9 protein-coding genes and 1 pseudogene are annotated in these 19940 nt (G+C 57.6%); 3 read left to right on the top strand and 7 right to left on the bottom strand.

Annotated elements, in window-relative coordinates; genetic code table 11:
- Window positions 1-36 precede the first annotated feature (36 nt).
- Genes ACY8D3_RS06425 through ACY8D3_RS06410 form a run of 4 tightly spaced genes read right to left on the bottom strand, consistent with a single transcriptional unit; the run spans window position 37 to window position 7350 of the window.
- Window positions 37-1008: a tetratricopeptide repeat protein gene (locus ACY8D3_RS06425; RefSeq protein ID WP_462382641.1), complete on the bottom strand. Its 972-nt coding sequence runs from the start codon at window positions 1006-1008 to the stop codon at window positions 37-39.
- Window positions 1009-1020: 12 nt separating this feature from the next.
- Window positions 1021-4392, bottom strand: coding sequence for a LysM peptidoglycan-binding domain-containing protein (locus tag ACY8D3_RS06420; protein ID WP_462382639.1), 3372 nt, complete (start codon window positions 4390-4392; stop codon window positions 1021-1023).
- A 31-nt stretch (window positions 4393-4423) separates the two neighbouring features.
- The gene (locus ACY8D3_RS06415) at window positions 4424-5284 is read right to left on the bottom strand and encodes a DUF4123 domain-containing protein (protein ID WP_462382637.1); all 861 of its coding nucleotides are present in this window, start codon (window positions 5282-5284) and stop codon (window positions 4424-4426) included.
- Window positions 5269-7350: a type VI secretion system Vgr family protein gene (locus tag ACY8D3_RS06410; protein WP_462382635.1), complete on the bottom strand. Its 2082-nt coding sequence runs from the start codon at window positions 7348-7350 to the stop codon at window positions 5269-5271. The genes ACY8D3_RS06415 and ACY8D3_RS06410 overlap by 16 nt, the downstream gene beginning before the upstream one ends.
- 418 nt (window positions 7351-7768) lie before the next feature.
- Between ACY8D3_RS06410 and ACY8D3_RS06405 the strand changes: the two genes are divergently transcribed.
- A complete protein-coding gene (locus tag ACY8D3_RS06405) occupies window positions 7769-8599 on the top strand; it encodes an oxidoreductase (RefSeq protein ID WP_462382633.1) in 831 nt (276 codons plus the stop codon).
- A gap of 273 nt (window positions 8600-8872) precedes the next feature.
- Here the strand turns inward: ACY8D3_RS06405 and ACY8D3_RS06400 are convergent, their stop codons facing one another.
- Window positions 8873-9145: a hypothetical protein gene (locus ACY8D3_RS06400; RefSeq protein ID WP_462382631.1), complete on the bottom strand. Its 273-nt coding sequence runs from the start codon at window positions 9143-9145 to the stop codon at window positions 8873-8875.
- A gap of 252 nt (window positions 9146-9397) precedes the next feature.
- On the opposite strand from ACY8D3_RS06400, the pseudogene ACY8D3_RS06395 reads away from it, so the two are divergent.
- Window positions 9398-10645 (top strand): annotated as a pseudogene (locus ACY8D3_RS06395) (PDC sensor domain-containing protein); the annotation flags it as partial.
- 150 nt (window positions 10646-10795) lie between these two features.
- Window positions 10796-11551: a methyl-accepting chemotaxis protein gene (locus ACY8D3_RS06390; protein WP_462384271.1), complete on the top strand. Its 756-nt coding sequence runs from the start codon at window positions 10796-10798 to the stop codon at window positions 11549-11551.
- Between the two features lie 403 nt (window positions 11552-11954).
- Here ACY8D3_RS06390 and ACY8D3_RS06385 read toward each other — a convergent pair whose 3' ends face one another.
- Together ACY8D3_RS06385 and ACY8D3_RS06380 are read right to left on the bottom strand one after the other, a co-directional pair.
- On the bottom strand, window positions 11955-15056 hold the full coding sequence (locus ACY8D3_RS06385) for a type I restriction endonuclease subunit R (RefSeq protein WP_462382629.1): 3102 nt from the start codon (window positions 15054-15056) through the stop codon (window positions 11955-11957).
- 93 nt (window positions 15057-15149) lie between these two features.
- Window positions 15150-19922, bottom strand: a complete 4773-nt coding sequence (locus ACY8D3_RS06380; RefSeq protein ID WP_462382627.1) for a DUF3320 domain-containing protein — start codon at window positions 19920-19922, stop codon at window positions 15150-15152.
- Between the last annotated feature and the right edge of the window lie 18 nt (window positions 19923-19940).

Genomic DNA, 19940 nt, shown 5'->3' with positions numbered 1-19940 from the left:
GAGCTTGAGCACACCTCCAGCGTTGTGTATATGCGCCTACCAAACCAAGTCATGTGGAAAGAAAGAAATTGGCGGGTGAGTTGCCTTCCATTCTTCTGCGACCCGGTTAGCTTCTTCAATCTGTTCAGGCTTCATTTTCGCAGATATGAGCGGGAGCATGTCGTCCACATAAGCCTGTATATTGCCTCCACCATCAAGTGGCTTGAGCTGCAAAATCATGGCATAGCCTTTCACAAGATCGAGCGGATAACCGATCTGGTTCGGCTCGTGACTCAGGTATGCACCATACTCACCGACTGCGCTCTGATAGCCTGCCTCAGCAGCCTTTTCCGTCCAATGGCGGGCGCCGTTCATATCCCCTTTCTCAAATAGCACTGATACGTAGACCATCATGCCGCGAGGGTAGCCACCGTCTGCGGACGCCTTTGCCCACTTCTCTACAACCTTGCTGCGCTCCCAAGGGAGCCAGAAGAATCCGTGTCCCTCTCTCGTAAACACCGCCATCCAGTATTGCGCGATGGAGTGGCCGGCCTCGGCCGCCCTTTCGAGCCAATCCATGTCCCCCGTGATGTGATACATCACATACATTGCCTCCGAATCGCTCTGCTCAGCCATCGGCTTGGCTAGATCGGATGCGTGCTGTAGCCACTCGGCAGGAGTTTTACGCCCTTTTGGGCAGTTACCCAAGGCCGCACAAAAGTCGTCTCCGCTTCGTCCAAGACGGATCATCGCGTAGTAGTGGCCTTGCTTAGCCGCCGCTTCGTACCATCTGTATGCCTCGGAGGTTATGAATCGATTTGTCTGCCGTAGCTCCTCACCTAAATAATATTGCGCTTCACTGTCACCTTCTTCAGCTGCAACCCGGAGTTCCGGCTCAGCCACCTTATATTGATTGAATAAAGCAATCCCTCTCTGCTTCGCCTGCTGCGCTATAGAAGTCAACTCCGCGTGCGCGGACTGGGAAGCGTTCAAAAAAATAAAGACCAGAACGGTCAAAAATCTGAACATGAAACTGATTCCTTACCGTTTCTCGCCGATATGTCGGGCATGCCCCCCCGGAATAAAAGTCCGACCATAATAGCTACTGCGGCGACAGAACTTGTCCGACATCTCGCCCAATGTGGCCACGTGGCTTCTGTACCGCTCTCGCATGCGGGATTCTGCACCCCCGGAACTACCTTCCAAAACCACTTGGACCTCCATGAAATTGTCCATCCGAAGGCGATTCTCGCAATAAACGCTTCCAGCATCACAAGGCTTCGTTCCAAACCGAGTCATACGTGTGCATGCTTCCTCAAACTGCTTCTGAGCATCAGCAAGCGAGCCTTGCGCGAATGCGTTTTCAACAAGCCAAGCGAGAATCAACTCAATTGCCTGTTGCTGATAAATACGGCTTTCCGCAGCAGATTTCTCCACCACCCCTTGTTTTGAGTTCTTACTGGCTCTAGGCGAAGGCTCCGAAACATAGAAGCTAGAAGGACCGCTTATCAATGTCATTAGCAGGGGACCTAATGCTTCTGGAGGAGCTTCTATAATCCACCGCTTTAGCTCCACCGGCTTTTTGTCAGTCATAATTATATAAGCAATGTGTCCGCCCTTGCCGACGCTGGTAAGATTCTCGTACAGGTTCATTACCGTATTTATACCCATCAGATAAAGCATTCGAACGTCGAAGCCAACACTGCCGAACACATTGAATTTCGACATGTATGACGCGGCGTCTGGCTCTACCCATTTTAATGGCTTGCCCTGGTTTCGATGGAGCTCGCGACGGAACAGGTTGATGAGCTGCTCGACGCCTTCATAGCCTACTTCGAATGCAAAAGAGCCGTCGGCGCCGGGACCTGCGATCAGTGCTGCTTTCAGCCTCAGTACAAACCGACCTTGCGAGAGCGAAATTGAAATATCGCCGCTGAACCCTACGCCGGCGGCTGCAGTCAGGCTGACGCTGAGTCGTGCCAAAGCCAACCATTCATGGGTCGCCGCTTCGGCCTCTGCGGTCTTTTCGCTAGCATTATTGGAGATGGGCGCGGCGCGCAGCATCGCCAGTTCTTTTGGCGGCGCCCAATTCAACGCGCCATCTATTTTGATCCCGGCTTGTACGCCGGCGAACAGGTTGAACTGCGCTCGAAGACCATCGTCCAGGCGCGCGTCAGCTGCGCGGCCGGGTAACCTCGTTTGGCTGACAGCGGTACGGCTATAGATTCCCGGTTCGCGCTGCGCAGGCTGCTCAGACCCAAGTGTCACGTCGTGGGATGCCTTGTCAGGGCTAAGCCGCAAGCTTCCAGCGAGCATCAGTGATGCCCCTGCATAGCCCCATGCTCTTGCTCTGATGTTCGTAGAGAATCGCCCGACGGCCATTGAACGGCGGTTCCCGTTATAGTCGTCGTACTCGAGCGCAACCTCCCTCGCCTTCGCCCTTTCTGGAAGATCGATATTGAAAAGCTCCACCTCCCCTCGCGCGAGGTCAATATCCAAGCTGGCCGTGACGCCAGTTGAAAGGCCATCTGCGACATTCAAGGTGGGCGCATCTATGGAAACCCCTTTATGGATGCTTTCCTGCGGCGGCGTGAGGCAACGCACAAGCTGCGCTTGGGGGCTGGTATCGATCAGCCGCAGCATATTCCGTACGGAATCCTTGAAGAGCATCTGCCTTAAGCGTTCACCCCATGCATGCCGAGCAGAAGGGTCTTCAAGTGTCGCGACCCATAACCCGTTGCTATCCAGGTACTCGTGAAAGCCGTCAACATCAAACCACCCTTGGCTATCGAACCAGTCGCCGGCCTGATCTTTGATGACAAAAGCGCCCTGCTCAACAAGCCAGTTGCGAAAGTCCGTACTGGCAGACGCCGCGACCGAGTTGCCAGGAAGTTTCAACTCCACATTGGACGCGGTAAAAACCTTGCTGGCGCTCTCCGGAAGGGCCATGTTCATGTCCTTGAGACTGAAATGGCTCAACGGGCCTTTGCCATCAGCAAAACTGACTTCCCGAAGCGGAAAGTTCGTCTTCACCAAGCGTTCCACTGGCCTAGGCTTGAACTCTTCGGGATGCCATAGCAAATGGCGGCGTGGATGCATTTCCGCAACGTTCTGCTCGGCTTGTAGCCGCAGGGCTTCTTTCTCCTTCTGGATCCCGTCCCAAATATTTTTTTCAGCCGTTACCAGGCTGGTGGGTGCCGATGCGTTCTCCCCTGTGGCCTTCAACCATCGACTGTACTTTTCCTGCATGGTGGCAAGCAGGTGCCGCTGCAGTTTTTCCAGCCTTAGATATTCCTTGAACTTACGCACCCCTTCGCTGACATCTGTTCGATCAGCGGCGTCGGCACTGCCGCTTACCAAGGCGAACTCAGGTAGCGCGATTCCGTACTGCGCTGCGTCGATGATGCTATCGAGATACGCTCGTTGGTCCGCGAACGCGCGTTTGGTCTCCTTTCGCCAGCGATAGTAATCCTTAAATTGGGCGCCACAGTTGATGCGGCAGTCGACTGCATCGGTGAAGCGCCGGGCACTGTCGGCCACAAATTTCGCGAAATCCTCTTGATAGCTGTCTGGCAAGTTCACGCCCGTTTCCAGCAGTTTGTCCCGAGCAGCGTTGTAACGCTCTATCGCCTTTCGCGCTGCTACAGCTTCGGGCGAAAACAGCATGCCGTTTTCGTAGGCGTAACCTTGTGCCTGAGCCTTGGAAACCGCCGCGTCATGAAGCATCTTCCTCCGATCATAGATATTCTCTAAACGCTGATATTCTTCGGGCGAGATTACCTCGCGATTGCTGACGTGGCCTAAGATGAAGCCGCGCTTCGAGATTCTATTATTAGCTAATGCTGGTGCCTCCCTTTGGAGTTGCAGTATCTCTTCACGCTGCTCGCCCTCAAGGAAATTAACCGGATCAGGCTCAAGGAAATATTCGAGTAAACCGCTCTCATCCAAGCCACGTTTTCGATCATCCGCAGCCTTGGACGGCGATATTTGCTGATTCAGCAGGTGCTCCGCCTCCTTTATAGCGCTCGCTGCACGCTCAGGCAGTAGCCAGAACTCTTGCTCGTGAGTCGCATATATGATGTTCGCGTAGCGCTTGGAGCATGCGGGTGCTTGTTCTGGCGCGAAACATTCATCAGACGAGCAATTCGGAAGGGACTCGGGAGCGAGCGTGAGCACGGGCAGCGCTTCTGCGACCTCGCATGTCTGCGCGGCACTGACCGGTAAGGCATGCTCGGAAGAGGGATCGGAAGGCTCTTCCGACTGCGGCACGCTTAGGCTCCACCCTGCCTGGATGTGGTCCGCGTTGCGAATGAAGGGGTTCAGCCTTCTGAGGCTTGTGACGTCTGTTTTGTGGTCGTAGGCGATCTTCGCGAGCGTGTCGCCGTCCTTGACCGTGTAGCTAGTAAATTCCATTTTTTCAATCCGTTTAGCGCGGCTGACGCCGTCAGGCTTGGTCTTCGGTAAGACTGAGCGCCTGTAGTTTTTCGATCTTGAGAAAGGCCTCTTCTGCGGTCCGTAAGATCGACATGACGTGCGGCTGCTCTGCGACCGGTGGCCCGGCAATCAACTCGACAACCTTCAGAAGGTGCCGCCCTTCGTAGACGCGATGGTCGACGAATGTCTCGAGGTTGGCGATGAGGCCAGGGAGCTGCTCCACAGTCGGGTTGCCGAAAGCTTCTCGCTCTTCATCGATCCAGTACACCCAGCGCAAGGTGCGCATATAGGCTGGCGTCGTGGAGGCAATGCTCAAGCGATCCTTCCGACTGTCAGCGCTACTGGCAGCTCCCGGCGAGGTCCAGGAGTGCCAACCTTCGGATGCGTCGAGCCGTTGCGGTGCAGGCGAATAAACGGTCCGCCACGGTCCAAAGAGTGCCTCATCGCTCGAAAGCGTAAGTGCCAGAGCCGCCCAAAACGAGGGCAAATGGAACGCTATGAGACTTTCGCCGCCTGATAAATCCTTCACACGTATCAACCGGCGGGCGTGAGCGAGCGCCGTACGCTCATCCTCGGCAGCGATGATGATCCCTGCGTGGCGCTCGAGACACAGCTGCATCCCTAAGCGGGCCAATTCACTGTCCCTGTGCGCGCTGAACCAGATCGGCCCCTTTTGCGCGACCGAGGCCAGCTCGGTGTCCGCGTAGAGGTAACCAAGATTCAGGTCCTCTCCGAGCTGGTACAAACGCACGATGGCGTTGGGTTGACGCTTCGCATCGAGGATGAAAAGCAGCTGGTTCTCCTCGCCCATTACAATCTCTGCAGTCGTAGCGCACGGGAGCGACTCGAATTCCTTTAGCCCCTCAAGCATGGGCAGTCCTCCCGCCTGCAGACACCGCTGGCTTGCTTCCCACACACCGGCGCCAGCCCGTTCATAAGGCCGCTGGGGATTGCTAAGGGTGATGTATTCGCCAATGCGGCACCGAGCAATGCGCCTGCCTTGGCCCGGTCCGCCGCCCACGGTATCAGGGGCCCCAAAATGCCGATGCCCGTTCCTTGCCCTGGCGCACCCCCGGAGTTCATGTTGATCCGCGCGCCGTTGAGGGTGACGCCGCTAGGATCGAGCTTGAGCCAGCTTCCGCCCGCCGCAGCGGTAAGCTCCATTCCGGCGTCGATCACGACCTTACTGCCGGCGTAGTAGTGCAGCTCTTCCCCGCTTTCTATGAATAAGCCTTGGCCTATTCTGATGTGCTGGGTGACCGCGACCGTGAGGTGGTCGTCGCTCCGTACTTCGGTCTTGCGGTCACCGTAGGTGGTTCGATGTTCTTCGGCCTGGTATTCGGTATAGCTGTTGGCCTCGACCGTATCGTGGCGCTCATGGCCGACGCGGATCTTCTGGTCGTGCTCGACGTTCTCGTCCCAATCGCGCTCGGCGTGAATGTAGATCTGCTCCTGCCCCTTGCGGTCCTCGATGCGCAGTTCGTTGTATCCCTCGCCGCCCGGGCTGCTCAGGGTCTTGAATACGCTCCGCGTCTTGTTGGCGGGTAGCTCATAAGGTGCGGCATGCTCCTTGTGATAAAGGCAGCCGGTGATCAATGGCTGATCGGGGTCGCCTTCGAGGAACGTCACCAGCACCTCCGTGCCCACGCGAGGAACAGCGACTCCACCGTAGCCATCGCCGGCCCAATTGGACGCCACGCGCAGCCAGCAACTGGTCTTGTCATCAGCCGCTCCGTCGCGGTCCCAGTGGAACTGGACCTTGACCCGACCATATTCATCGCAGTGAATTTCTTCGCCTGGTGGCCCCGTGACAACCGCGGTCTGACTGCCCAATAGCGTGGGCTTAGGGTGTGCCAAGGGCGGCCGGTAGGGAATGTCCCATGGCGTGGCGACGAAGCGATTGCGATAGGCCTGCTGGAAGCCGTCGGCTGGCCCTACATCGCTGGTTACCCATTCTTCGAGCACCTGCGGCTGCTTGCCTTCGTGATGCACTTCCTGGATCAGCCACAGGTCGTTCCACTCCGCACGAGGATGCCCTAACAGTGCCAGGAAATGGCCGCTGACGAGATTGGCGTCGCTTTGCCCTTCGGCCAGAGCGTAATCGCTGCGCACCCGCTCGAGCGCCTGTTTGGCCAGATGCTTGCCACGCATACGCTCGGTAAAGCGCCCCGGATAGTCGTATACCTCCAGTGCAGGAAAGGTAGCGTTCGTGGCGTCCGCCGCCAGCCTCACCTTGGGCTTCTCGAAGTCGTAATCGCGGAAACTGGCCTTGTTGCTACGTGTTTCCAGGCGCACCCCGAACGCGCTTACCACCTCATGCGCCGCCGCCAGGCCACTACCCTGCTGATACGTGAGCGGAGGAAGCTTCGGAAAGGCGCTCTGATTGTCGCCGAACACCAGCACATGGCTATGCGAGCTGTGTTCGAAGAAATACGACAGCCCTTCTTCCTCACACAGCCGTTGGACGAAGTGCAAATCGCTCTCGCCATACTGCACGCAGTAATCGCGCGCGGGATAGACGTAAGCCCCAAGGTCGAACCGATAGTCGCCCGGCAAGATGCCGTGGTCTTCCAGTACCCGCGCGATAATCTGGGGCACGGTAAGGTGCTGGAAGATGCGCTGATTATGACGATGCTTCAGGTAACTCAGGCGCGGACGCAGGCTGACGCCATACCGTGTCAGCCGCGCACCCGCATCGCCCTGCAACACGCGGTCGATGACCCCGTGCACGCCCGCTTGAGCAGGGCCGAAGCTGAGATAGGCCGGTTGATTCATCAGCGAATCGAGGTCCAGATCCGGCCGCGTGCTGATGAGTTCTATATCGAAGCGATAAGGCTGGTTCAACGCCTCCCGACCCTGAAACTCAAGGACCTGGAGGTCGGTGGACACACCCTCGATGGCAAGCGCCATCCTTGGCGTATTGGCGTCCATGTACATACGTGATCTTCCCTGGTGCAAGCCCCGCGAAGCCTGACCGCGGATAGAGAGCAGATCAACCCGGCGGGGGCTAGCCCTTGACCCGCTTCACGCGCTCGTTGGCATTCAGCCCAGCCGATCGAACGAGAACGCGAAATGCATCCAACTTCCCAAATCCCGAGGTGATTGGCGTCTTGCAAAATTGGCGACGACCCAGACCGTCATCTCAACTCAATCGGCAGATACCACGCAGGATGCGAACGGCGGCGCTGAATGATTACAGCGCCGAACGCTCCAAGAACCGAAGGCCGCACCCAACCGGAAACGGCAGTCGTATAAAACGAAACTGACCAAGAAAGTCCGACCAGACGACGCAGCATGCCAGCAAAAGCCGCGAGCTGGCGGCACCCATTCAAGCTCCAGAATCGGAGAATTATCGATGGCCACCCGCAAAACCTTGCTTATCACCGGCGTCAGCAGTGGGTTCGGCCGCGCCTTGGCCCAGGAAGCGCTAGCAGCCGGGCATACCGTCGTTGGCACGGTCAGAACCCATCAGAACAAAGAGACCCTCGAGTCCCTGTCGTCACGCGCGCATGGCCGCATACTCGATGTGACCGACTTCGCCGCCATGGACGGCCTGGTTGAAGCGGTCGAGACGAGCATCGGCGCCATTGATGTGCTGGTGAACAACGCCGGCTACGGCCATGAAGGCGTCCTGGAAGAATCACCCCTCGCGGAGATGCAGCGGCAATTCGATGTGAACGTCTTCGGCGCAGTCGCGATGATAAAAGCGGTCTTGCCGTACATGCGCCAACGCAAGCGGGGCCACATCGTGAACGTCACCTCGATCGGCGGGCATGTCGCATCCCCGGGTATCGCTTACTACTGCGGAAGCAAGTTTGCGCTCGAGGGCATTTCAGAAGCCCTCGGCAAGGAGTTGAAACCACTCGGTATCGCCGTGACAGCCGTAGCGCCGGGCTCTTTTCGAACGGACTGGGCGGGCCGTTCGATGGTGAGGACGCCACGCTCCATCGCCGACTACGATTCGATTTTCGATCCCATCCGCAAAGGCCGCAAAGAACGAGACGGCGGGCAACCCGGCGACCCGCGAAAAGCCGCGCTCGCCATTCTGTCGCTCATCGATTCCGAAAATCCTCCGGCGCATCTCTTCCTAGGTAGCGATGCGATAGGGCGAGCTCGAGCCAAAGCATCGGCATTGCTGGCCGAGATCGATGAATGGGAAACCGTATCCCGGTCAACCGATGGCTAGGCCGCATCCGAATCATAAAACAATAGCGTCGGGCGCATCACAGAGGCTCCTGCCAACCCCGGGCACGCTTTACTCAATGCCAAGCACCGTTTGAATCGTGACCTCGCAGGCGTTCTACCACCACCTTCAGCGTGCGAGTGTGAAAGGCTACGCTCAAGCGGCAACGCGCATTGGCTGTGCCACCAAGCGGACCATACGCATCAACACCTGCACCACCCGCAGACAATTCTGTGGCCAGGCGCTGAATCGCGTACGACACGCGATGAGACCGGCTCACCCCGCTTTCGTCAGCCCCTCGGCGCCATAGCGCTTGAGGAAACGAAGGGCAGCCTCCTTCCCCTCGGTCACCGACTCCTCGAAGGATAGCCAGGATCCGCGAACAATATCCGCCACGAAGAAGCTGTCCTGGCCCTCAAGCTTACAGAGCAACACGACGGCCTCCGGTTCGGGTATCTGCGATGAACCCCACTTGAAGGCGAGGACGAAATGGACGCCGTGCTGTGGATCCGTGTAGTCAATTGAGGTCGGTCTAGAGACGGAATGCATCGACGTTCTCCCGAGGCGGCGAAGTGCCTGGATCAAAGCATAGACCCCCCGCTCCCTTCTGCCGTACGGAAATCGGGAGCCGCTCATCCATTTGCGCAGCAGCTCTCTGGGAGGACTACCGATCCCGGGCGGCAAGGGCGGATCCGAAGCAGACCAGATGTCATCCTTTTTTCCAGGCTTTGAGAGATTGGCGGCATCGAACAGCGCTGAAGAAATCCAAACATCGGCCGATAGCCTGTGATTCCCCCTTACATGGCTGTACTCATGTTCAATCGGCTCTCCATCCAGTTCAAGCTGACCGCCCTTGCCGGCCTGTGCCTGCTCATCGTCGTGTCCTTGCTCGTGCTCGTCTCGCAGTTCTACGCGGCGCGCAGCAGCGCCGTCGTCAAGGACACCAGCTTCAACATGCTCGGGGAGTCCGCCCAGCTGCGACTTCAGGCGCGCGCTGATGCTCAGGCGCAAAGCATCCGCAGCGAATTTCTCGAGGTTTACCTGTATGGCACCGGGCTTGCGAAACAGGTCAACCTGCTCCGCAGCCAGCAGAACGGCGGGATACTGAGCGCGCAGGAACTGCGCGAAGCGCTGACGAACGTCCTTGGCGATGCCTTGAAAGCGCGCCCCCAATCCCTCGGTATCTACATGGCCTTCGAGCGTAACGCACTTGATGGCCGGGATGCTGAGTTCCTGGATGACGAAGCCGCGAGCAGCAATGGAAGCGGTCGCTTCGCCCTTTACTGGTCCCAGAGCAAACCCGGCACGTTCGAATCCGAGGTGATGACTGAACAAGAGCTGGCCGACACGACCCCCGGCGCCAGCGGCACGGCATACAACGCCTGGTACACCTGCCCCCTGAAGACTGGCTCGGCGTGCCTGCTCGACCCTTACGTCGACGACGTGAATGACCAGCCCATGCTTATGACGAGCGTGGCGCTACCGCTGCGCGACGGCGGCAACGTAATCGGCGTGATCGGTATCGACATCAGCCTCACCTCCCTCCAGGCAATGGCCGAATCCGCGAACCGCAACTTGTACGAAGGCCAGGGCGACATCAGCATCATTAGCCCGGCCGGGCTTCTGGCGGCCTACACGCGCGACGCGACGGCATTGGGCAAGTCGCTGGACAATGCCTACCCGGCGCAAGCCTCTACCTTGAAACAAGCGCTGCAGTCCGGGCAGGCCTCGATCGTATCCGGCGAGCACACCATCGGCGTGCTCGAGCCGGTGCAGCCCATCCCGGGCGCGAACCCATGGGGCATCCTGATCCAGGCACCGAAATCTGTCGTGATGACCCGCGCCTTGGCGCTTGCGGACACCCTGGAGGCGCAACGCGCCCGGGACAGCTTGATCTCCTGGCTAGTGGGGCTTGGCGCAATCGCCCTCGGCCTACTCCTCATGAACATCATGGCGCGTCGCGTGACCCGTCCGATCCTGACCGTGGCCGACATGCTCGACGACATCGCCAGCGGCGAAGGCGACCTGACTCGCCGTCTGGACTACCCGCGTCAGGACGAGCTCGGCCGCCTGGCCAACGGCTTCAATCACTTCCTGGACAAGCTTCAGCCCATCGTGGCGAAAGTGAAGGAGTCGGTGCAGTCCGCCCGCCACACGGCTGACCAGTCAGCCGGCATCGCGACGCGCACCAGCCAAGGCATGCAGGCACAGCTCAGCGAAGTGGAACAGGTGGCCACCGCCTCCAACGAAATGAGCGCAACCGCCCAGGCCGTGGCGCAAAACGCATCCGAAGCCGCCGCGGCTGCCCGCACGGCAGACGAAGCCACCAAAGAAGGTTTGCAGGTCGTCGACCAGACCACCCAGCGCATCGATCGCCTGGCCAACGACCTCGGCACAGCGATGCGCGACGTCGAAGGCCTCGCCACGAGCAGCGAACAGATTGGCTCGGTGCTCGAAGCCATTCGCAGCATTGCCGAACAGACCAACCTGCTCGCCCTGAACGCGGCGATCGAAGCCGCACGCGCCGGTGAAACCGGCCGTGGCTTCGCCGTCGTCGCCGATGAAGTGCGCAGCCTTGCCAATCGCACCCAGGAATCGATCGAAGAGATCCGCCAAGTCATCGAACGCCTGCAACAAGGCACACGCGATGTCGTGGAATCCATGCGCGATGGCCACCTCCAGGCGCAAGACAACGTCAGCCACGTCGCCCTCGCCGTCACCGCCCTACAACGCATCGGCGACGCCGTCTCCGTCATCACCAGCATGAACCTCCAAATTGCCAGCGCCGCCGAAGAACAAAGCGCCGTCGCCGAAGAGATCAACCGTAACGTGGCAGGTATTCGGGACGTGACCGAGTCGCTTGCTGAACAGGCAGATGAGTCAGCGCAGGTGAGCCGGTCGTTGAATACCCTGGCGAACCATCAGCAGGGGTTGATGGATCAGTTTAGGGTTTGATGCATTCAAGAGCAGAAGCAGATAGCGCAACGGGAACACCGTGTGTTTCCCGGACCAATGTTGGCGAGTTTGCGTTGCGCCGTGTCCAGCAGCGTACTGACCGCTTCGGACCCGGCGAGGGCCTTAATGAGAAATACACGATTCGCTTATGTGAACCAAACCGGCATAGCGTAGCGTCGGCTTGACAACCCAAGGCTGCGCGAAAACGGGGGGCACCCAGGACCTTTCTTTCGCGTTCAGGTCGTGCTGAACGCATAACTAGCTAATGAATGGATCCGAGATACCTAAACTGAGCCTAGCTTGAGCTATCGCGAGGCCGATCCAGAAAATAAATCTGTCCTCTTTTCACGATGAAGAGCAAGCAAAGCTTTTACCCCACAATCATCTTGGTTAATGTGAGCATTTACATCCACGCCTCACACAATATCTCTGCCTGCGCCAGCACTACCTGAGCCGCCTCCTCTTGCCGGTCCGGTGGATACTTGTATTTCCGCAGAATTCGCTTGACCAGCAAACGTAGCTTCGCGCGCACGCTGTCACGGTTATTCCAGTCCACCGTCACGTTCTGCCGCAGGCTTGCAGTAAGCTCGTGCGCGATCTTAGCCAGCGTTTCGTCACCCAATTCGCGTACAGATGACTCATTGTTGGCTAGCGCATCGTAGAAGGCCAGCTCGTCGTCATTCAGCCCCAGCTGATCACCACGTTTGCTGGCGGCAGCGAACTTCTTAGCCATCTCAATCAGCTCTTCGATGACCTGGGCCGTCTCGATGGAGCGATTCTGGTAGCGCTTAATCACGCTATCCAGAAGCTCGGAGAACTTTTTCTCCTGAGATAGATTGCTGGCGAACTTGCTCCTGATCTCACCTTCCAGAAGCCGCTCTAGCAACTCAACCGCCAAGTTCTTCTCTGGTAGGTTTCGCACCTCGGCTAGGAAGTCTTCGTCCAGTAGGCCGATGTTGGGCTTGTCCAACCCCACCGCCGCGAAAACATCGACCACCTCCCCGGAGACCACAGCATTGCCGATGATCTGGCGGATGGCGAGCTCGCGCTCCTCATTTGTTTTCTTCTTGGTGCTGATCTCGCGCTTGGTCAGCAGCACCTTAATAGCCTGTAGGAATGCCACTTCCTCTCGTACCGCCTTGGCCTCATCCAGCGTGCAGCAGAGGGTGAAGGCTTTACTCATGGCCAGCGCATTATCGGCGAAACGCTTCTTGCCATCCTCCAGCCCCAGGACGTGGTTGGCCGCACCGGCCAACAGCTTATGTCCGCCAGACAGAAAATCACTGTAATCGAAACCATGCAACAGGCTACGCAGCACATCGAGCTTCTCCTCGAGCACCGCATACGCTTCCTGAGCATCGACTGTAGGCCGCCCCCGCCCTTTGCTGGCGGTGTACTCCTTGAGCGCCGCCTTCAGCTCATTGGCGATGCCGATGTAATCCACCACCAGGCCACCCTGCTTGTCCTTGAACACCCGGTTCACCCGGGCGATGGCCTGCATCAGATTGTGGCCCTTCATCGGCTTGTCGACGTACAAGGTATGCACGCAGGGCGCATCGAAACCGGTCAGCCACATGTCGCGGACTATTACCAATCGCAGCGGATCGGCAGGATCCTTGAAACGCTTCTCTAGGCGCTTCTTCACCTGGCCGGGGTAGATGTGCGGGCGCAGCAGTGCCTTGTCCGATGCGCTACCGGTCATGACGATCTTCACCGCGCCCTTCTCAGGATCCTCATCGTGCCATTCGGGGCGCAGGGCGATGATCTCGTTGTACAGGTGCACGCAGATCTCGCGACTCATGGCCACCACCATGGCCTTTCCGCTTTGTGCCTGGTTACGCTCTTCGAAGTGCGCTACAAGATCTGCCGCCACGCTCCTGATACGCGGCTCGGCCCCCACGACTTTTTCTAACGCAGCCCAGCGCGACTTCAAGCGTGACTGCTGATCCTCTTCCTCATCCTCGGCCAGCTCGTCAACCTCGTCGTCGATATGCGTCAGCTCCGAGTCTTTGAGCGACAACTTGGCCAGCCGCGACTCGTAGTAAATGGCCACTGTGGCGCCATCTTCCTTGGCCTGTTGCATGTCGTAGACGTGGATGTAGTCGCCGAATACCGCACGGGTGTCGCGGTCTTCGCTGAACACCGGCGTTCCGGTAAAAGCCACGAAGGTAGCGTTGGGCAGAGCGTCGCGCAGATGTTGGGCATAACCCACCTGGTAGCGTGCACTGGCCTCGGCCACCTTAAGCTCCGGCACCTTCAGCGAAGCACTGAAGCCATATTGGGTACGGTGCGCCTCGTCGGCCACAACCACAATATTCGAGCGCGTGGACAATACCGGGAAGCTGTCTTCATCCTCGCCCGGCATGAACTTCTGGATGGTGGCGAAGACAATGCCGCCACTAGCGCGGTTGGCCAGCTTCTCCCGCAGGTCACCCCGGGTCAGCGCCTGGACTGGCTGTTCTCGCAGCAGATCCCGCGACAGCGAGAAGACTCCGAACAGCTGGCCGTCCAGGTCGTTGCGGTCGGTGATCACCACGATGGTCGGATTCTCCATCGCCGCCTCCTGCATCACCCGGGCGGCGAAGCAGGTCATGGTGATGCTTTTGCCCGAGCCCTGGGTATGCCAGACCACTCCGCCCTTGTGTGTACCGCCCGGACGCGAGGCGTTAACTACTTGCTGGATCGCCGCACGCACGGCATGGAACTGGTGATAGCCGGCAATCTTCTTCACCAGCCGACCGTCATCCTCGAATAGCACGAAGTAGCGCAGATAATCCAACAGTGCCGACGGCTGCAGCACCCCGCGCACCAGAGTCTCCAGCTCGTTGAACTCACCCAGAGGATCTACCATCACCCCGTCGATCGTCCGCCAACGGGCAAAACGTTCGATATCCGCCGACAGCGAGCCCATGCGCGCCTCGCTGCCATCGCTGATCACCAGAATCTCGTTGTATTGGAAGACGTCCGGGATCTGCTCCTTGTAGGTCTCCAGTTGATTGAAGGCTTTACACAAGTCTGCATTCACGTCAGCCGAGTTCTTCAGTTCCAACAGCACTAGCGGCAGACCGTTGACGAACAGGATGATGTCCGGCCGGCGGGTATGTTTCGGTCCCTGGATGCTGAACTGGTTGATAGCCAGCCACTCGTTAGCCCGCACATCGGCCCAATGGATCAACCGCACGAAGTCGCCACGGGTCTCGCCGTCCTTCTGGTATTGCACTGGCACACCGCTGACCAGCAGACGATGGAACAGCCGATTGGCCGACAGCTGCACCGGCACGCCCAGCTCCAGCACCTGGCGTAAGGCGTCCTCACGTGCCAACAGGGGGATCTGCGGGTTGAGTCGGGCGATGGTCGTGCGCAGGCGCATGGTCAAGATCACATCGCGATAGCTCTCACGCTCGGGGTCGCTGCCGTCATGGGCGATGTCCGGCCCATATAGGTACGTATAACCCAACTCACTGAGCCAGCCGATGGCTTCCTGTTCCAGTTGGTCTTCGCTCATTTTCTTCCCTAATAAGCCTTATCGTGCGATCTATACAGGCTCTACTAAGTCGTTTGTTTGGTTATTACTTTGTTGCCGTACCTGCAGTCACGCTCAATCGAAAGCGGCTACCGGAGTGACAACGCCATCAACCACCTGCAGCCGCCCTTCAGCGGCAAGGGTGTCAATTCTGCCTTCAAGCATGCCTGTAATTTTCGAGGTTGCACGCCCAAAACCCAGTAGCACTAAGGCACCAGAAATAGCATCCTCGCGACTCATCGAAAAACCTAGGGTCACCGTTTCGACTAATGCCTGATCTAGCTCCTCGGGCGCGACCCATTCGAATTTACGCTCGGCCGACTCCCAGTGAGCGCGACTGCGAATACGGACTGGGAGATTCTCAGCGGAATACAGAAATCCACCACGTCCCTGAAACAACCTTAGCCGCACGCCAAGGCGAATTGCCTCCTCTACTGCGGTAGTAATCCTCGACCCAGCCCGAGTCACACCGAACGCCTCCATCAGGCGCCGAGTGACTTCGCTGGTATGCACAGGAGCTTCCTCCTCAACGACAGTTTTAATCATTTGCATCAAGTGTTCCGGCTTCGCTTGATGTAGTTCGGCCGGCGGTGTCACTGGAGTTAGGCGAGCCTTTACATAAGGTTTGCTTAAAGTAGGCAACGGTTCCGCAGCGGCAGCTCCTCGGACAATCTCATGCCTCGGTTCTGATGCCGCCACTGGGATCGCATGTCGACCCGTGGCAATCTTGGCTCTAGCCGCCTCAATAGCCTCTACGGCGCGGATGATTTCCTGCTGAGGATTACGGAACCAATCCGTGCTCCAGATCCGGTGGAAGTTCCAACCCAAGCCCTCTAATACCCCCTGACGTAGGCGATCACGATCACGCGCAGATCGAGAGCTGTGGTATGCAGCGCCATCACACTCGATGGCTAGCACATAGCGCCCCGGATACTCAGGATCCTTAACGGCAATGTCGATGAAATACCCAGCGGTACCTACCTGTGGTTCCACCTCATAGTTTCTGTCCCGAAGCGCTTCTATCACCTCTAACTCAAATGGCGAGTCGGCAGCCTTACCCGTCTCTCTAGCTACCTCAAGCTCACCCGTCTCGGCATATTTGAGAAAGTTTTTTAGGGCCCTAACGCCAAGAGTAGCGCCTGCGTCGATCTCTAGTTCGTCAGCTCTGAAGTTGCAGAACACCCGCATTGCCAATTTGGCTCGAGTAATCAGAACGTTTAGGCGGCGGTGCCCGCCTTCACGGTTCAGCGGGCCAAATTCTTTAGCTATTCGTCCGGATTCATTACGCCCATAGCCGATGCTGATAAAGATCTTGTCGCGCTCATCGCCCTGAATGTTTTCAAGGTTTTTGACGAAGAAAGGCTCACTGCCCTGCCCGGTAAAGAACGCCTCGGCGTCCGGCGTCTGCCTACGCAGCAATTCGATTTCGACCTGAATCAGATCGCGCTGCGCCACACTGAATGCGGCAACCCCAAGCGAGAGCTCAGGCGTTCGAATAGCATGCTGCATGACTGCTTGCGCAACGGCCTTAGCCTCCCCTTTGTTGGTACGGGTGCGTCCCCTGTCGTAAAGCGCATCTGGCAGATAGTCAAAACTCACTCCAGTTGCATGCGGATGCTGGCCCGCGGAGGGAAACACAACCAGTTTGTTGTCATAGAACTCGACATTGGAAACCGCGATCAGCGACTCATGCCGGCTTCTGTAGTGCCAACGAAGGTATCTCTCTTGGCTACCAGCCGCCTTAAACATACTAAGGATGCTTTCAATGTCAGCCGTCGCTGCATCCTCGTCATCCAATTCAACGTCGCGGCTGAAGAAGTCAGTAGGCGGCATCTGCCGCGTATCACCGACCACTACTACCTGCTTACCGCGCATAATGGCGCCAAACGCATCGACGGCTTTCACTTGAGAAGCTTCGTCGAATACCACCACATCGAACTCGACCTTTCCTGGAGGCAGGAAGTTTGCGATCGACATTGGGCTCATCATAAAGACAGGCTTGATTTGTTGGATCGCCCGACCAGCCTTCTCAATTAGCTGCCGGATCGGAATGTGCCGGCGCTTCTTGTTTAGTTCTGCCCGAAGTACAGCCATTTCGCCTGGCTGATTGATATTGGGCATTCCCTCCCAGACCTGCTTGGCCAGATGCGTCTGCGCGTGGTTGAGCGAGGCCAGATCAAGCGACTTAAAGCGTGCTATCTGGTGCTCATGTTTAATGCGATCGAACTGCTGCAGCGCCGGTTTTTCTGCATAGACCCGCTGCACCAGCCCTGAATACCAAGAAAAGTCCAAAATTGCAGTGAGCTTTTTAGGCTCATCACAGCTGATGGCGATCTTCAGCAAGTCGTCCAATTTGACGTTGCGAAGCTGTTCCGCCAGCACGTTGAATCGTGCCATTTGGTAAAGCGCAGTCAGATTGTCCTGCCACTGATGCAAACGTACGTCCAGCTCAGCCAAGCCAAGCTTCCTGACATCGGCCTTAGCGTTTTCCGCCTGCATGCCTGTCACCTCAATTGCACTGCGTAACGCTTTGTCTAGCCCAACCACATGCTCCTCAATTCCAGCTACCGCATCCCCTAACCCGCTGGCATCGGTATGCCCAGCTAAAAAGGCAATGATGCCCTGTGGAATTTGTCCGTTACCTAGATCGTCATGCAGCTTGATCACCCAAGCGCTTAACCGCTCTAGCACCGCCCAATCGGTCTTCTGACGTTGCCACTGGGCACCAAAAAGCGCGCTACCGAGCGCCTCGTGCTGGTCATACACCGTTTTGTTCTGCTGATAGGTTAAGACAGAGTCAACCAGCTCCAACATGCCTGCATTGGTCTTGGGCAACGTATCACGGGCTAGCCCCTGCAGACGGGCACGCGCCGCGCGGAAGCGTCCTGAAAACACCTTCCACCACTTGTCGCCGTAAGCGATGAGACTCTGCCGGACCTCAAGAAGGTCTTGCTCCCAAGCAGCGTCGATCAATTGCTTCTCATGCTTGGAGTGGCAAGCAGTCATACGCTCTCCAGCATCCAAAAGCTCACGAATGGCATCGCGCCTTGACTGCCACTCGCCTGTCGAAAGCTGCACCCCCTCGAGCCGCGGAGCTTCAGCCGCGCGCCGTGCAGCACGGCACACCACGTCTACGTCTGCCAGGGTGGCCGGCTGAGTCAACATTAATCGTTCAGAAAGTGCACCAGCCGCCGATTGCAGCGCATTGAGATGCGAGCCTGCCAACTGCAGTGCATCGTTAGCACTACTGTGTTCGATCGGCGAAAAGAACGTCCGCTCGCTTCCCCAGAAGACGCTCCGGTCAGGACGACCCATCTCCTGTAGATGCAGAACCAACTCATCAACAAGCTCGCGCCGTTTCCGCTGATCGGCGTGGCTCCAGGCAGCCATTGGGGCAAAAGGAATGACCGGCAAACCGGCGTAAGAACGTTTTAGCTTGAGGTAACGACCAAGTACCTCGACAAAAGGCAAACCGCTCGCACCTGCGGAAGAACTGACAGCTTCACAATATTGATTAAGGCCGTCTTGTAGCGCTTTAAGACTCGCAAGATCTTCCGCACCGTCTTTTGTTAGTGGTCGCCCCTGGTCCAGCGTCCGCCCTAGCTCTTTTAGTACAGACTGCTTGGTGGACTTGTGGCTATGCAGCTCGAGAACCGCATCCCCCAAATGACTTTCATCTAGACGGCGCTTTACCACTTCAAGCGCCGCCATTTTCTCAGCAACGAACAGCACCGTTTTCTTTTGGCCGATCAATTCCGCGATGATGTTTGTGATCGTCTGCGACTTACCCGTACCCGGTGGCCCCTGAATGACCAGGTTGGAGCCGTCACGCACCTCCAGGATCGCTTCTGTCTGGCTGCTGTCCGCGTCCTTCACAAATCGTACATCGCCCGGTTTGATCACCGAGTCAATATTCACATCTTCTGGATACGCCGCCCGCATATCACCGAATCCTGAGCCAAGCAGGCGTTTCATTACCCCATTGGCATCAGGTTGTTTGTCTTCCGGCCAGCTCTTCGGATCAAGGTCCTTGAACATCAAAAACTTGCCGAAAGAGAAGAAGCCAAGCGCAATCTCGTTGCTCGCGACCTTCCAGCGGCCCTGCTTGCTGATCACATCAGCAACATCGCCGTAGAAGCGGCCCAGGCTGCTTTCATCGGTAGAGAAACCTTCCTCGTCAAAAGCGCAGGAGGTCATATCCAAACCAAAATCGGTTTTAAGCTTGGCAACTAGCGAAAGATTCGCTATCAGCTCGTCACCCGAGTACTTCAGCTTGAACGCATCCTTGGCGCCGCTGCGCTCTAAGCTGACCGGCAGCAACAGCAAGGGAGCCTTGCGAAGGTTCTCGGAACTGTCCGCCTCGTACCAATGCAGAAAGCCTAGGGCTAGGAACAGCGTGTTCACACCCTGCTCTTCAATGAAGCCTTTAGCCTCGGTGTGTATCCTCAATAACTGAAGAAATAGGCGCTCGTCATCAACCGCAGTTTGCAAACGGGTGTCCAGATGGCGACGGGCCTTGCCAGTCCCATCTTCATCAGCCTCGTCAGCGACACTAGACCAGTCCAGGCTATCCAGCTCATGCAGCAACTGCTCGTCGCTGGCGACTTCATCATCAGCCTCAGCTGGCTTGCCGGCTTTTGCCAGCTCGGCCAGCTTCTTGCGCGCCATCGGCGCGAAGGTCATGGCTTTTTCTTGGCGATAGAGGATGTTGAATACCTCCTCGGACAGCTCATCTACCACCATGAGGGTCTTGGCTGTCTTGCGGAAGTTGAGCATGTTGTTGCGAAGCCCGATGTCCAGCAACTCTTTACGGCTGCTCTGTAGCTTCTGGCTGATCCCTGTGCTCATAAAGTCTTTTCGATTCCT

The sequence above is a fragment of the Pseudomonas sp. Marseille-QA0892 genome, assembly GCF_054950135.1.
The sequence above is the reverse complement of the archived record's forward strand: the minus strand, read 5'-3'. Positions and strand labels throughout refer to the sequence as shown.

What these genes read in the sequence shown, in the direction of transcription:
- ACY8D3_RS06425 (WP_462382641.1), bottom strand. Translation starts at nt 1,008, where the DNA reads ATGTTCAGATTTTTGACCGTTCTGGTCTTTATTTTTTTGAACGCTTCC.
- ACY8D3_RS06420 (WP_462382639.1), bottom strand. Translation starts at nt 4,392, where the DNA reads ATGGAATTTACTAGCTACACGGTCAAGGACGGCGACACGCTCGCGAAG.
- ACY8D3_RS06415 (WP_462382637.1), bottom strand. Translation starts at nt 5,284, where the DNA reads ATGCTTGAGGGGCTAAAGGAATTCGAGTCGCTCCCGTGCGCTACGACT.
- ACY8D3_RS06410 (WP_462382635.1), bottom strand. Translation starts at nt 7,350, where the DNA reads ATGTACATGGACGCCAATACGCCAAGGATGGCGCTTGCCATCGAGGGT.
- ACY8D3_RS06405 (WP_462382633.1), top strand. Translation starts at nt 7,769, where the DNA reads ATGGCCACCCGCAAAACCTTGCTTATCACCGGCGTCAGCAGTGGGTTC.
- ACY8D3_RS06400 (WP_462382631.1), bottom strand. Translation starts at nt 9,145, where the DNA reads ATGCATTCCGTCTCTAGACCGACCTCAATTGACTACACGGATCCACAG.
- ACY8D3_RS06390 (WP_462384271.1), top strand. Translation starts at nt 10,796, where the DNA reads ATGCAGGCACAGCTCAGCGAAGTGGAACAGGTGGCCACCGCCTCCAAC.
- ACY8D3_RS06385 (WP_462382629.1), bottom strand. Translation starts at nt 15,056, where the DNA reads ATGAGCGAAGACCAACTGGAACAGGAAGCCATCGGCTGGCTCAGTGAG.
- ACY8D3_RS06380 (WP_462382627.1), bottom strand. Translation starts at nt 19,922, where the DNA reads ATGAGCACAGGGATCAGCCAGAAGCTACAGAGCAGCCGTAAAGAGTTG.